We start from the raw sequence: 13,647 nt of genomic DNA, 5'->3' as shown, positions 1-13,647 counted from the left end.
ATCGGAAGGAGGCACCCCGAGATGAAGCTCTTCACCACGACGACCCGGTCCATGGGACTCGTGTGCGGTGTGCCGTCCGTCGGTGCCGCCCGTGTCATCACGCCGGAGTTCGCGCGTCGTCGCGGTGGCTGGGCGCTGCGCGCCTTCGTCCCGCAGACCGCGGGGATCGTCGATCACAACTGGACAGGTGTGTCCGCACCAGGCGGGCCGGGTCGCTCCACGACCTAGCCCGACCGGCCGAGAACCTCGGGGCCGCGGATTCCACCACAGGAATCCGCGGCCCCTTTTTTGTTGCCCTGACCAGGGGGAACGAGGAGAAGAACCACCCACCACACCAGGAGGTAGTGCGGTGCTAGTGAGATCCACCCCGTGCGACGGCGGGGCGATCATGACCGAGTGCAGCGGCGGCGGCGACTCCGCCCGGGCGGTCGGCGGGCTGTTGTCCGACGTCCCGGAGAAGGACCTGAACCTGCCCTGTCGAGACGGCGATGCGGACCTCTGGTTCGCCGAAACCCCGACCGAGCTGGAGCGGGCGAAGGCCCTCTGCGCGGACTGTCCGATCCGGATCGAGTGCCTGGCGGGCGCGCTCTCGCGGGAGGAGCCGTGGGGCGTGTGGGGAGGCGAGATCTTCGAGAGGGGGGTCGTCGTCCCGCGCAAGCGCCCGAGGGGCAGGCCCAGCAAGGCCGATCTCGCCCGTGACCGGGCCTGGGCCGAAGCCCACCAACGGGCGCAGGAGCTGGCCAGGGCCCTGAGCGCCCGGTCCTGCGCCTGACCCCGCCGTCCACCACCACCGACCACGACACCCCAGGAGCCAGTGACATGACCACTCTCGTGACCCGGATCGACCGCCCGGAGCGCCCGGCCACCCTCGACGCGCAGGGAAGCACCATGTTGTTGATGAACGAAGCCCTCGCCCGGTCCCGACAGCATGATGCGGAACGGGCCGCGTACGAGCATCGACTCGCACGCAGTCTGTCCGCGGGACGCAGCTGGGCCCGGCTGGCGCGCTACTGCGCCCGCCGCGCCGAGCGCGCCCGCGCCGCCGCGGGCTGACGGCCGTACCGAGACGCGCCCGCCCCGGAGCCGCCGGGGCGGGCGCTGTCGTGTGCGGAAGGTCAGGCGGGGTCGGCCTCGGCGAAGAGCTCGGGCTGCCAACGCCCCACGATCTCGCGCAGCGGCACCTCCGCCTCGAGCTGGCAGAGCACGCCCAGCGTGCCGAGGGTGACCCGGTGGACCAGCAGGTACTGCGGCGGCAGGTTCAGCGACCGGCTGGTGTCGAACTCCGGGCGGCGCAGGTCGCCGACCCGCTCGGCCTGGCCGCGGAGCCAGGCGCGGCTGAACCGGAACCGCTCGGTGTGCAGCGGCTCGGTGAAGGGCGCCAGGTAGGAGAGGATCTCCTCGCCGGGCACCTCGGTGCCGGGGCGGAGGAAGTGTTCCGCCCGCAGCAGGTCGATGAGGTCCGCGGGCCGGTTCTGCAGCGCGAAGCGGGTCATCAGGACCAGCGGGTGGGGGAGACCCTCGGGCAGCACCGCGACCGCACCGAAGTCCACGACGAGCATCCGACCGTCCGGCAGGATCTGGAAGTTCCCCGGGTGCGGGTCGGAGTGCAGCAGGTGCACCCGGTACGGCGCCGAGTAGTGGAAGCCCGCGAGCCGCTCACCCGCGTGGTCGCGCTCCTCCTGGGTGCCGTCCCGGATCACGTCCGACAGCCGCCTGCCGGACACCCACTCGCTGACCATCGCCCGCGGCGCGGAGGCGACGACCTTCGGCACCCGGATCTCGGGGTCGTCCGCGTACTCGGCCGCGAACCGGCGCTGGTTGCCCGCCTCGGCGCGGTAGTCCAGCTCCTCGACCATGCGCTCGCGCAGCTCGGTGATCAGCGGCTTGATCTCCATGCCCGGCGCCAGCGGCTGCAGTAGCCTGCTCATCCGCGACAGCTGGCGCAGGTCGGAGAGCACCGCCTCCTCCGCGCCCGGGTACTGGACCTTGACCGCGACGTCCCGCCCGTCCCGCCACACGGCCCGGTGCACCTGGCCGATGCTCGCCGAGGCCGCGGGCTCCTCGTCGAACTCCCGGAACCGCGCACGCCAGCCGCGGCCGAACTGCTCGGCCAACATCCGGTGCACGTCCGCGGTCGGCATCGGTGGGGCGGCGGTCTGCAGCTTGGTCAGTGCCTCCCGGTACGGCCCGGCCATCTCCTCGGGGACGGCGGCCTCGAACACGCTCAGCGCCTGACCGAACTTCATGGCGCCGCCCTTGAGCTCACCCAGGACCGCGAACAGCTGCTCGGCGCTCTTGGCCATCACCTGGGCGGAGATCTCGTCCCGGTCGCCACCGGCGAGCCTCCGCCCCCAGCCCGCGGCCGTCCGCCCGGCCACCCCCAGCGGGAGGCCGGCCAGCTTCGCGGTCCGGGATGCCGTGCGGCGCGGGATGTCGGTCACCCCATGATTGTCTCCCGTCCTCCGGGCGCGGCGCACGTTTCGGCCGACGCCGTCCGCGGGAGTGACGCCCGTCGCAGCCGCCCGGCCCACCCACAGGAGCACCGCGGGTCCGCCTCCCAGACCCGGCGGGTGAGCCGCCCGGCGTGCGGGTCCAGCTCGAGTGCCGCGCCCAGGGTGGGTGGTCTCGCCGCCCCGTCCAGCTGGACGAGCGCCTGGGCCGCGCCGAGCGCCGCGGTGGCGGCCACGGTCTCCGGCTCGGCCGAACCCCGGCGCCCGGCGAGCTGGGCCGACAGCGCGGGCCAGGCGGGGTCCCATCGCGCGCGGCCGAGCTCAACGCAGCCCAGGCACGCCGACCGGCCGACCAGCACCAGCGGCCCGACCACCCCGACGCCCTCCCGCACGCTCACGACGAGGTGATCGACGCCCGCGGCCTGCAGGGCGGCGACCGCTCCGGGATCGGGCACCAGCGCGTCCGCCAGCACCACGAGATCCGGCCAGGATCCCGGCGGCCCCGGACCGGTGTCCGTGCCCAGGCCCAGCCCGCCGATCGCGGCGGCGGCCGCCGCACCCCGGGCCCGGCCCAGCTGCGCGGGATCGAGGCCTCCGCCGAGCTCGCCGCGTTCGACCGGACCCCGCGACACGACGTGCACCGCGCCGATTCCGCCCCGGGCGAGCCCGAGCGCGGTGGCCGCGGCGAGCGGCCCCTCGCCCCGGACCTCCACCCGCGCCGCCGCCCGCCGCGCCGCCTGCCGTGGCCCCACCTCGGCGTCGACCAGCACCCCGCGCGCAACCAGCCCGGCGAGCAGCGCCGCCGCGTAGTCCGGGCCGACGCCTGCCGTGGTGGCCCGACCCACCCACTCCACGGACACCGTGGGCTCCCGCAGCCCCTCCAGCAGTGGCAGCACCGGCTCGGGCAGCGCCTCCACCGCGACACTCCCAGCCGGGTCCAGGCCGAACTGGCGTGCGCTCGGCCCGCGGGCGAGCAACGTGCGGTGCGGGGCGGTCACCACGCGGGCCGGGACGTGTCGGGGGGTCACCCGGTCGAGCATGGGGCGTCCGGGCCCGCGGCGCGAACGACTGTCCACAGGCCCGCGACGCTGTGGACAACCCGGCCGTGGAGCGCCGGGTCGACCGGTGGGCCACTAAGGTGGGGGGTATGGCGAGCCCCGCGGTCGTCGAGGTCAGGCGAAGTGACCGGCGGCGTCGGATGGTCAGCGCGCGGCGCGAGGGTGACACGGTGATCGTGTTCATCCCGGGCTGGATGAGCGAGGCCGAGGAACGGCGCTGGGTGGACGAGATGGTCAGCAGGCTGGAGCGCAGCGAGGCGAAACGGCGCTCACCGGGCAGGCACGGGGACGAGGCCCTGCAGACCCGGTGCGCCGAGCTCTCGCGCAAGTACCTCCGGGGTGAGGCGGTACCCGCGTCGGTCCGCTGGGTGCCGCCGATGCGCACGCGCTGGGCGTCCTGCACCCCGGAGGACCGGACCATCCGCATCAGCGAGCGGCTGCGCGAGGTCCCCGGCTGGGTCGTCGACTACGTGCTGGTCCACGAGCTGGCGCACCTGCTCGCCCCGGGACACGACGACCACTTCTGGTCCCTGGTGCGCGCCTATCCGCGCACCGAGCGCGCGATCGGCTACCTCGAGGGACTGTCGGCCGCGGCGGGCCTGGACCTCGTCGGGACGGACGGTCCGGAGGAGCAGGCGGGCTGAACGCGACCGCTGACCCTTCCGACGCTGATCGTTCCGAGCGGGACGCGGGTGCCTCGGATCCCGCTCGGAACGAGCGTGAGGCCTACTTCGACTCGCCCTCGTCGGGCTTGTCGGAGTCGTCCTCGGGCGCGTCGTCGGTGGACTCGGCGGACTGAGCCGCCTCCGCCTCCGCGGCGAACTGCTTCTCCAGCTCGGCGATGGGGTCGTCCAGATCGCGGCGGTTGACGAAGCCCGCGGGGTCGTCCAGGTCCTCGCTGACCGGGAGCAGGTCCGGGTGCGCCCACAGCGCGTCCCGACCCTCGATCCCGCGCTCGGACTCCAGCAGCTTCCACAGCTCCGACGCCGCCCGCAGCTTCCGCGGCCGCATCTCCAGCCCGACGATCGCGGCGAACGCCTGCTCCGCCGACCCGCCGGAGGCCCGGCGGCGGCGCAGCGTCTCGCGCAGGGCCTCGGCCCCGGGCAGCCGCTCGCCGACGGCTTCGGCCACGACCGCGTCCACCCAGCCCTCGATCAGGGCGAGCAGCGTCTCGAGCCGGGCCAGCGCGGCCTTCTGCTCGGGCGTGGTCTGGGGCTCGAACATGCCGGACTGCATGGCCTCCTGGATCGACGCCGGGTTCGACGGGTCGATCTGGCGGGCCATGTCCTCGATGCGCGAGGTGTCGACGGTGATGCCGCGCGCGTAGTCCTCGACGGCCCCCATCAGCCGCTCCCGCAGCCACGGGACGTGGGCGAACAGCCGGTGGTGGGCGGCCTCCCGGGCGGCGAGGTAGATCATGACCTCGCTGGCAGGGCGGTCCAGGCCCTCGGTGAACTTCTCGATCGCCTCGGGCAGCAGCGCCGCCGTGCGGTCCGGCCCCACGGGGAAGCCGACCTCGGTCCCGGTGAGCACCTCGGCGGCGAGCTGGCCGAGCCCGTTGCCCAGCTGCGAGCCGAACGCCATGCCGCCCATCTGACCGATCATCGCCAGCATGGGGCCCGCGGCCGACCGGATCTCCTCCGGCAGCCCCTCGACCCAGGCGCCCGACACGCGCCTGGCCACGGGGTCGCACAGCCGCTTCCAGGTCGGCATCGACGCCTTCACCCAGTCCGACGGCGTCCACGCGACCGTCTCGGTCGCGCCCGCCGGGAACTCGGTGGCCGGGTCCAGCCACAGCTCGGCGAGCTTGAGCGCGTCCGCCACGGCGGTGCGCTGCGCGTTCGTCAACGAGGAGGTCGTCTGCGCCAGCTGCTGGGTGGCCAGCTGAGCGGCCAGGTCGTAGTTCACCGGCCCGTCCGACGGGCCCGCCTGCTGCGCGCTGGACAGCATCTGCCCCAGCTGGCTGAGCATCTGGCCGAGCTGGCCCATGTCGAAGCCGCCGGGTCCGCCGCCCATCCCCGGCATGCCCGGCATCCCGGGGATCCCCGGGAACTGCCCGCCACCGGGGAGGTTGCCGAACCCGAAGGGGTCCTGGGGGCCGTCCTGGGGGCCCTTGTCGTCGCCCTCGTCCCGCTTGCGGTCGCGGTCCGGGTCGCGGTCTGAGGGGCCGAAGCCGAACGGGACGTCACTCATGCCACCACGGTACGCGGACCGAACGGGACGCGGCGTAGGTTCGCTCTCCGTGAGCCGCCGAACGTCGACGCTGGTCGCCGCCGTGCTCCTCGTCGTCGTGGTGGTGGGCGTCGGCACCGTCGTCCGCGTGCCCTTCGTGGCGCTGGGGCCCGGTCCGACCTACGACACCCTGGGTGCCGTGGACGGGACGCCGGTCGTCGCCGTCGAGGGCACGCCGACCTTCCCGACCGCAGGTCACCTCAACATGACCACCGTCGCGGTGAGCGACGGCGTCACCGCGCTGTCCGCCCTCGGGTTCTGGCTCGCCCCGGACCGCAGGCTGGTGCCGCGGGACACCGTCTACCCGCCGGGACAGACGACCGAGCAGGTGGACGAGCAGAACACCGCGCAGTTCGCGGCGTCCGAGACCAACGCCGAGCTCGCGGCCATGGCCGAGCTGGCCCTGCCCACGCGCGCCACCGTCGCGGAGATCGTCTCCGGCTCGGCCGCCGAGGGCGCCCTGCGCGAGGGGGACACGATCGTGTCCGTCCGCGGGGTGCCCGTCGCGACGCCGGACCAGGTCGCCGCGGCGCTGAACGGCACCGCCCCGGGCGACCCGGTGAACGTCGTCTACGAGCGGGCGGGCGCGCGGGCCGAGGCCAGGATCGTCCTCGGCCCGAGCCCGGACGGCGGCCGCGGGATGCTCGGGGTCCGACCGGGCGTCGAGCCCGCCACCGGGGACATCACCATCAGCCTCGGTGACGTCGGCGGGCCGAGTGCCGGGCTGATGTTCGCCCTGGCCGTGGTGGACAAGCTGACCCCGGGCGAGCTCAACGGCGGCCGGTTCGTCGCGGGCACCGGCACGATCGACGCGGCCGGGACCGTCGGGCCGATCGGCGGGATCCCGTTCAAGATGCTGGCCGCGCGGGACGCGGGCGCCACCGTCTTCCTCGTCCCGGACGCCAACTGCACCGAGGCCGCCGCGAACGCACCGGATGAGCTGCAGCTCGTCCGGGTGCCCACGCTCGACTCCGCCGTCGCCTCCCTCGAGGCCCTGAACGCGGGCGCCCCCGTGCCCTCCTGCGGCCCGTGACCCGCCCGTGATGTCGGTCCCGACCTGTACCGTCGCCGCCGTATCGGACGAACGGCACGAACCGCGCGAGTCCGGGGCCTGCGGCGTCACTCGTCGACGCGGGCCACGTGCTGCACACGGGAACTCCACACCCCGTCCGTAGAGTTGTCCCACCAGTACCGACCCTGGAGGAGTGCCCAGTGGCCATGCGGCCCCCGGCGGGAGCGCCGTCGTTGTCCCGCCGCACGCGGATCCTGCTCATCGCGGCGGCGGTGCTGGTGGTCGTCCTGCTGGGTGGTTCCCGGCTGGTCGACTTCTACGTCGACTGGCTGTGGTTCGGCGAGACCGGGTTCCGCGGCGTCTTCGGCACCGTGCTCGTCACGCGGATCATCCAGTTCGTCGTCGGCGGCCTGCTGCTCGGCGGCACCGTCTGGCTGACCATGTGGCTGGCCTACCGGTTCCGGCCGGTGTTCGTGCCGGTCGCCGGGCCGGAGGACCCGATCGCGCGGTACCGGACCGTCGTCATCTCCCGGCTGAAGATCTTCGGCATCGGCATCCCGGTGCTCGTCGGGATCATCGGCGGCCTCGCCGCGCAGGGCGACTGGCAGACCGTCCAGATGTTCCTCAACGCCACGCCGTTCGGGCAGACGGACGCCGAGTTCGGCAACGACATCTCGTTCTACGCGTTCACCCTGCCGTTCCTGCGGCTGCTGCTGGACTGGCTGTTCGTGGCGGTGGCCGTCGGGTTCGTGGTGTCGCTGATCGCGCACTACGTCTTCGGCGGGATCCGGCTCAGCGGCCGCTCCGGGCAGGTCTCGGCCGCCGCGCGCGCCCAGCTGGCGATCCTCGCCGGGCTGTTCGTGCTGCTCAAGGCGGTCGCCTACTACCTGGACCGCTACGAGCTGCTGTACTCGGACCGGAACCAGAACTTCTACGGCGCCACCTACACCGACCTCAACGCCGTCATGCCCGCGAAGCTGATCCTGCTGGTCATCTCGGTGATCTGCGCGGCGGCCTTCTTCGCGGCGGTGTTCCGCCGGAACCTGCAGCTGCCCGCGATCGCGGTGGTCCTGCTGGTGCTCTCCAGCGTGCTGGTCGGCGCGGCCTGGCCCGCGGTGCTGCAGCAGTTCGTCGTGGCGCCGAACGCCAACGAGCGCGAGGCCCCCTCGATCGAGCGCAACATCGCCGCCACCCGGGCGGCCTTCGGGCTGACCGACGACAAGGTGTCGATCGAGCAGTACTCCGGTACGTCGACGGCCACCTCGGCCGAGATCCGCGGGGACACGCAGACGATCCCCAACATCCGCCTGCTGGACCCGGGCAAGCTCAACAAGACCTTCACCCAGCTCCAGCAGCGCCGGAACTTCTACGGCTTCCCGGAGAAGCTGGACATCGACCGGTACACGGTGAACGGGCAGCAGCAGGACTACGTGGTCGCGGCCCGCGAGCTGGACTCGGGCGCGCTCGTCGGCAACCAGCAGGACTGGATCAACCGACACCTCGTCTACACCCACGGCAACGGGTTCGTCGCGGCCCCGGCCAACCAGGTCAACGCCGCGCTCGAGGACACCGGCGGCCAGGGCGGCCTGCCGAACTTCACGGTCAGCGACACCACGACCGAGGGCGCGATCCCGGTCTCGCAGCCGCGGATCTACTACGGCGAGCTGATCACGGACTACTCGATCGTCGGCGCCGAGCAGGGCGAGGCGCCCCGCGAGTACGACACGGACGCGCAGCAGTTCACCTACAGCGGCTCCGGCGGTGTCCCGCTGGGCAACCTGTTCAACCGGGGGATCTTCTCGCTCTACTACGGCGAGCGGAACATCCTGTTCAACAGCTCGATCAACGACAGCTCGCGGATCATGTACAACCGGGACCCGCGGGACCGCGTCGAGAAGGTCGCGCCCTGGCTCACCCCGGACAACGACCCGTACCCCGCGGTCGTCGACGGGCGCATCCAGTGGATCGTGGACGGCTACACCACCCTGCAGCACTACCCGTACGCGGAGCAGGTGCCCCTCGGGGACACCACGCAGGACAGCCAGGTCGGCCTGCAGGGCCAGCGGCTGCCGAACGAGAACATCAGCTACCTGCGGAACTCGGTCAAGGCCACGGTGGACGCGTACGACGGCACCGTCACGCTCTACGCGTTCGACGAGTCCGACCCCGTGCTGCGGACGTGGATGAAGACCTTCCCGGGCACGGTCAAGCCGGCCTCGGACATCAGCGACTCGCTGCGCGCGCACTTCCGGTACCCGGAGGACCAGTTCAAGGTCCAGCGCGAGCTGCTGACCCGCTACCACGTGAGCAACCCCGGCGAGTTCTTCTCCACCGTGTCGTTCTGGGACGTCCCGTCGGACCCGACGGTCCAGGGCAACACGGGCGCCTCGCAGGACGCGCAGCCGCCGTACTACCTGCAGACCGGGTTGCCGAACCAGCCCCAGGCGAGCTTCCAGCTCACCAGCGCGCTGGTGAGCCTGAGGCGCCAGTTCATGGCGGCCTACATGTCGGCGAGCTCCGATCCGACGACCTACGGCAAGATCACCGTGCTGCAGTTGCCCGCGGATACCCAGACACTCGGCCCCCAGCAGGTCCAGGCGCAGTTCCTGGGCTCGCCGGAAGTGTCCAGTGAGCTGAACCTGTTGCGGCAGAACCAGACCACGATCGACTACGGGAACCTGCTCACGCTGCCCGTGGCCGGGGGGCTGCTCTACGTCGAGCCGGTCTACATCGAGCGGGCCGGGCAGGACTCGTCCTATCCGCAGCTGGCCCGTGTGCTGGTGAGCTTCGGCGGCCGCGTCGGGTACGACGCGAGCCTGGCGAACGCGCTGGACCAGGTGTTCGGCCCGGGGGCGGGGGCCACGGCCACCAACCCGACCCAGGGCGGCGCGCCCACCCCGAGCACCACGGCCCCGGCGACCGGGGGCGCCAACCCGGCCGCGACCCAGGCGGCGAACGAGATCAACCAGGCGTTCGCCCAGCTGAAGGCCGCGCAGCAGAGCGGTGACTTCGCGGCGCAGGGCCAAGCCCTCGCAGCGCTGGACGCGGCGGTGCAGCGCTTCCAGCAGGCACAGAGCGCGGCGCCCGCACCGGCGCCGGGCGGCTAGCCTCAGTGCGGACGACGGGCGGTCCCGGGCTCCGGGGCCGCCCGTCGTCGTCTGTGAGGAGGGACACTGCGGACGTTGTGGAGCCCGCTGACCTGGGATTATCGAGAGTCGCCCGGACTGCGGAGCCATCGCCGCAGGTCAGAGGCCCGCAGCGGGATCGGACCCCCCGTGCACGCGGTGTTCGCGGGCGTGTAATGTTCCTGGCACAAGAGAAGAACAGCGGCACACGGAAACGACAGCCGCTAGCGCGGGGTGGAGCAGCTCGGTAGCTCGCTGGGCTCATAACCCAGAGGTCGTAGGTTCGAATCCTACCCCCGCTACCACAGCAGAAGGCCCTCGGAGATCCCTCCGAGGGCCTTCTGCATGTCCGGGAGCGCCCGGCCGGTCAGGGCCGTCGGCTCCGCCGGTCAGGGCCGTCGGCTCCGCAGCTCGGCCGGCACCTCGTCGGACGGGTCGGACGGGGTGAGCCGGTCCGAGCGCAGCACGACCGTCCTGTCCGGTTGGCGAATCGCCGGCTCACCAGTCAGCGCACCGAGACCGGCAGACGGGCGACGGGTGGGAGTGGGGTGGCCCGGGGCTGGGCGCGGAAGGCCTGGATCATCAGGGCCGCGAAGCGGCGGGAGGCAGCCAGCCGCGCCTCGCGGGACTCCGCCCGGATACCCTCGTTGGCCATCAGCGCCAGGACCACGTCCTCGAGGACGACGTCCGCTCGCAGCTCGCCGGTCTCCTTCGCCCGTCGGACGAGGTCGAGCACCCGCCGCAGCGACCGGTCCCGCTCGGCGGCGAAGTGGTCGACCACCTCGGGCAGGCGCGAGGTGAAGGCGCGGGAGAAGCCCCGGTCGAGGGCGTGCAGCGCGAGCAATCGCTCGATCATCAGGCAGAACCCGCGCCACGGGTCGGGCTCGGCCAGGGCGTCGTCCAGGATCGTGGCGCAGGTGTCCATCGACTCGGCGAAGGCCGCGGCGAACAACGCCTGCTTGGTCGGGAAGTGCCGGTAGACTGTCGCCGGGCCCACCCCGGAGCGGCGGGCGATCTCCCGGATCGGGATGTCCAGGCCGTCGGTCGCGAACGCCGCGCGGGCGACGGCCAGGATGCGGGCGCGGTTGTCCCGGGCGTCCGACCGCTGACTCGCTTCGCTCGTCACCGCTCTCACTTCAGCGAAACGGACGGGGTGTTCCGTGAGCGTCCGACGCTATGAGAGCAGTGCAGTTCACCGAGTACGGACCGCCCTCGGTCGTGCACGTCGCGGAGGTCGAGGAGCCGCACGCGGGGGCCGGGACGGTGCGCGTCGCGGTCCGGGCCACGGGGCTGTCGCCGGGGGAGACGCTCCTCCGCTCGGGGGCGATGCGCGCGATGGTGCCGGCCGCGTTCCCCTACCTCACCGGGTTCGACGCCGCGGGCGTGGTCGACGAGGTCGGCGTGGGCGCCGAGGGCGTCCGTCCGGGGGACGAGGTCTTCGGCATGACCTCGACGACCGGCCGTGCCGCCAACGCCGAGTACGCGGTCCTGACCGCCTGGGCGCGCAAGCCCGCGGGCTGGTCGTGGGAGGAGGCGGGCGGTGCGGCGGGCAGCGTGGAGACCGGTACGCGGGTCCTCGACCGGCTCGGCGTCCGCGCCGGGCAGACGGTGCTGGTGCAGGGGGCGGCCGGGGAGACGGGCGCCGTCGCCGTCCAGCTCGCGCTCGCCCGCGGTGCGCGGGTCGTCGGCACCGCGAGCGCGCACAACCACGACTTCCTGCGGTCCCTGGGCGCCGAGCCGACGACCTACGGGGCGGGGTTGGCGGAGCGGGTCCGCGCGTTGGCCCCGGACGGGATCGACGCGGTGTTCGACTGCGCGCGCGGCGCTCTGCCCGAGCTCGTCGAGCTGGCGGGCGACCCGACGCGGGTGGTGACGATCGCGGACTTCGACGCGCCCGCCCACGGAGTCCACCTCTCCCACGGCGCCGCCGGGGGCGACGCGGTCGGCGCGGCCGATCCGGTGGCGGTCCACGGCCTGGGCATCGCGGTCGACCTCGCGGAACGGGGGCGGCTGCGGGTGCCGGTCGCGGCGGTGTTCCCGCTGGAGCAGGCGGCCGCCGCGCACGCGCTGAGCGAGACCCGGCATGCTCGCGGGAGAATCGTGCTGACCGTCTGAGCAGGTCAGAGGGCTGTCGCCGTGCGCACGAGATCGGCGACGGCACGCGAGCGGCTGTGCGGGGGCCAGGCGATCACGGTGGTCACGCGCTGGGCGTCCACGACCGGCACCGCGGCGAGCCCCTCCCGCAGGTTCTGGCGGACGGAGTCGGGCAGCACCGTCGTGGCGCGGCCCAGGCCGATGAGCTGCAGCAGCTGGGCGTGGTCACGCACCTCGGGGCCCGGGCCGGGGCGGTAGGAGCCCGCGCCGTCCGGCCAGCGGGCCATCGGCAGGTCCGAGCCGGCCAGCTCGGCCAGGGTGAGCTCCGCGCGGGTGGTCAGCTCGTGGCCTGCGGGGACGATCGCGACCTGGATCTCGACGGTCAGGGTCTCGGTGTCGAACCCGCTGACGTCGTCGAAGGGCAGGTGGAGCAGCGCGACGTCCGCGCGGCCGTCCCGCAGCATGGGCCCCTGTTCGGCGATCCCGCACAGCTCCACCTGGACCGGCACGGCGCCCGGTTCGGCGGCGTAGCGGTCGAGCAGCTTGGCGAGCAGCTCGGCGGAGGCGGCCGCCTTCGTCGCGAGGACCAGGCCGTGTTCGGGCCCGGCCCGCCGGGTCCGGCGCTCCGCCGCCTCGACGGCCGCGATCGCGGCACGCCCCTCCCGCAGCAGGACCCCGCCCGCCGCCGTGAGGGACACTCCGCGGCTGGTGCGGTCCAGCAGCGTGACCCCGAGCCTGCGTTCGAGCTGCGCGATGGCGCGGGACAGCGGCGGCTGCGCCATGCCGAGCCGCCGCGCCGCCCGCCCGAAGTGCAGCTCCTCGGCGACGGCGACGAAGTACCGCAGCTCCCGCGTCTCCACCTCCTCGACGATACCGCCGGGGTATCGCCTGCGACCCGATCGGTGTTGGCCGGGAACCGGGTCGGAGGACGACGCTCGGTCCCATGAGCGAACAGACGACCGCGCTGGTCACCGGCGCGAACAAGGGGATCGGCTACGAGATCGCGGCGGGCCTGGGCGCGCTGGGCTGGCGGGTCGGCGTCGGCGCGCGGGACGACGCGCGCCGGGAGACCGCCGTCGAGAAGCTGCGGGCGGCGGGGGTGGACGCGTTCGGTGTCCCGCTGGACGTGGCCGACGACGCGAGTGTCGCCGCGGCCGCCGCCGGGCTCGACCGGCTGGACGTGCTGGTCAACAACGCCGGGATCACCGGCACGACGCCGCAGGAACCCACCCTCGTGGACCTGGACAACGTCCGCGCGGTGCTGGAGGTCAACGTCCTCGGCGTCATCCGGGTGACCAACGCGATGCTGCCGCTGCTGCGCCGCTCGGCGCACCCGCGGATCGTGACCATGTCCAGCGGCGTCGGCTCCCTGGGCAGGCAGACCGCCGACGCGGGCGACACGGGCCCGATCTCCGGGGTCTACTCGCCGTCGAAGACCTACCTCAACGGGATCATGGTCCAGTACGCCAAGGAGCTGAAGGACACGAATATCCTGGTCAACCTGGCCTGCCCCGGCTTCGTCGCCACGGACCTCAACGGCTTCCGCGGCCACCGCACCCCCGAGCAGGGCGCGGCGATCGCGGTCCGGCTCGCCACCCTCCCCGACGACGGCCCCACCGGCGGGTACTTCGACGACGCGGGCCCCATCCCCTGGTGACCCGATGAGCCCCGTGGCA

Annotated in this window: 13 protein-coding genes and 1 tRNA gene; 9 read left to right on the top strand and 5 right to left on the bottom strand. The window is 73.4% G+C overall.

The window, feature by feature from the left end:
- The first annotated feature begins 21 nt into the window (after positions 1-21).
- The 3 genes from ABD993_RS34215 (at position 22) to ABD993_RS34205 (ending at position 1,053) form a co-directional block, all read left to right on the top strand.
- Positions 22-228, top strand: a complete 207-nt coding sequence (locus ABD993_RS34215; protein ID WP_345427449.1) for a hypothetical protein — start codon at positions 22-24, stop codon at positions 226-228.
- Between the two features lie 160 nt (positions 229-388).
- Positions 389-772, top strand: coding sequence for a WhiB family transcriptional regulator (locus tag ABD993_RS34210; RefSeq protein WP_345427447.1), 384 nt, complete (start codon positions 389-391; stop codon positions 770-772).
- A gap of 47 nt (positions 773-819) precedes the next feature.
- Complete coding sequence (locus tag ABD993_RS34205) at positions 820-1,053, top strand: hypothetical protein (protein WP_345427445.1); 234 nt, start codon at positions 820-822, stop codon at positions 1,051-1,053.
- Between the two features lie 62 nt (positions 1,054-1,115).
- Here the strand turns inward: ABD993_RS34205 and ABD993_RS34200 are convergent, their stop codons facing one another.
- Both ABD993_RS34200 and ABD993_RS34195 read right to left on the bottom strand, forming a co-directional pair.
- Positions 1,116-2,441, bottom strand: coding sequence for an ABC1 kinase family protein (locus tag ABD993_RS34200; protein ID WP_345427443.1), 1,326 nt, complete (start codon positions 2,439-2,441; stop codon positions 1,116-1,118).
- Positions 2,438-3,478, bottom strand: coding sequence for a hypothetical protein (locus ABD993_RS34195; RefSeq protein ID WP_345427441.1), 1,041 nt, complete (start codon positions 3,476-3,478; stop codon positions 2,438-2,440). Before ABD993_RS34195 ends, ABD993_RS34200 begins: the two co-directional genes overlap by 4 nt.
- Positions 3,479-3,597: 119 nt before the next feature.
- Between ABD993_RS34195 and ABD993_RS34190 the strand changes: the two genes are divergently transcribed.
- Positions 3,598-4,152 carry a M48 metallopeptidase family protein gene (locus tag ABD993_RS34190; protein ID WP_345427439.1) on the top strand — a complete coding sequence of 185 codons (555 nt, stop codon included), beginning with the start codon at positions 3,598-3,600 and terminating at the stop codon, positions 4,150-4,152.
- Positions 4,153-4,234: 82 nt separating this feature from the next.
- Here the strand turns inward: ABD993_RS34190 and ABD993_RS34185 are convergent, their stop codons facing one another.
- Entirely contained in the window at positions 4,235-5,701 is a 1,467-nt protein-coding gene (locus tag ABD993_RS34185) for a zinc-dependent metalloprotease (protein WP_345427437.1), read from the bottom strand.
- Between the two features lie 49 nt (positions 5,702-5,750).
- On the opposite strand from ABD993_RS34185, the gene ABD993_RS34180 reads away from it, so the two are divergent.
- From ABD993_RS34180 to ABD993_RS34170, 3 genes are all read left to right on the top strand, one after another.
- Complete coding sequence (locus tag ABD993_RS34180; RefSeq protein WP_345427435.1) at positions 5,751-6,773, top strand: YlbL family protein; 1,023 nt, start codon at positions 5,751-5,753, stop codon at positions 6,771-6,773.
- Positions 6,774-6,958: 185 nt separating this feature from the next.
- Positions 6,959-9,859 (top strand): UPF0182 family protein, encoded by a 2,901-nt coding sequence (locus ABD993_RS34175; RefSeq protein WP_345428606.1) that lies wholly within the window; start codon positions 6,959-6,961, stop codon positions 9,857-9,859.
- Between the two features lie 246 nt (positions 9,860-10,105).
- Positions 10,106-10,182 (top strand) — tRNA-Met (locus ABD993_RS34170).
- A 200-nt stretch (positions 10,183-10,382) separates the two neighbouring features.
- On the opposite strand, the gene ABD993_RS34165 is transcribed toward ABD993_RS34170, so the two are convergent.
- Positions 10,383-11,003, bottom strand: coding sequence for a TetR/AcrR family transcriptional regulator (locus ABD993_RS34165; protein ID WP_345427433.1), 621 nt, complete (start codon positions 11,001-11,003; stop codon positions 10,383-10,385).
- Positions 11,004-11,053: 50 nt separating this feature from the next.
- Here ABD993_RS34165 and ABD993_RS34160 point away from each other — a divergent pair, with 50 nt between their 5' ends.
- Positions 11,054-11,992 carry an NADP-dependent oxidoreductase gene (locus tag ABD993_RS34160; protein WP_345427431.1) on the top strand — a complete coding sequence of 313 codons (939 nt, stop codon included), beginning with the start codon at positions 11,054-11,056 and terminating at the stop codon, positions 11,990-11,992.
- Between the two features lie 5 nt (positions 11,993-11,997).
- On the opposite strand, the gene ABD993_RS34155 is transcribed toward ABD993_RS34160, so the two are convergent.
- Positions 11,998-12,831 carry a LysR family transcriptional regulator gene (locus tag ABD993_RS34155; RefSeq protein ID WP_345427429.1) on the bottom strand — a complete coding sequence of 278 codons (834 nt, stop codon included), beginning with the start codon at positions 12,829-12,831 and terminating at the stop codon, positions 11,998-12,000.
- An 83-nt stretch (positions 12,832-12,914) separates the two neighbouring features.
- On the opposite strand from ABD993_RS34155, the gene ABD993_RS34150 reads away from it, so the two are divergent.
- Positions 12,915-13,628, top strand: coding sequence for an SDR family NAD(P)-dependent oxidoreductase (locus ABD993_RS34150; RefSeq protein ID WP_345427427.1), 714 nt, complete (start codon positions 12,915-12,917; stop codon positions 13,626-13,628).
- Positions 13,629-13,647 lie beyond the last annotated feature (19 nt).

This window comes from Pseudonocardia xishanensis (assembly GCF_039541715.1).
Lineage (GTDB): Bacteria > Actinomycetota > Actinomycetes > Mycobacteriales > Pseudonocardiaceae > Pseudonocardia > Pseudonocardia xishanensis.
The sequence above is the reverse complement of the archived record's forward strand: the minus strand, read 5'-3'. Positions and strand labels throughout refer to the sequence as shown.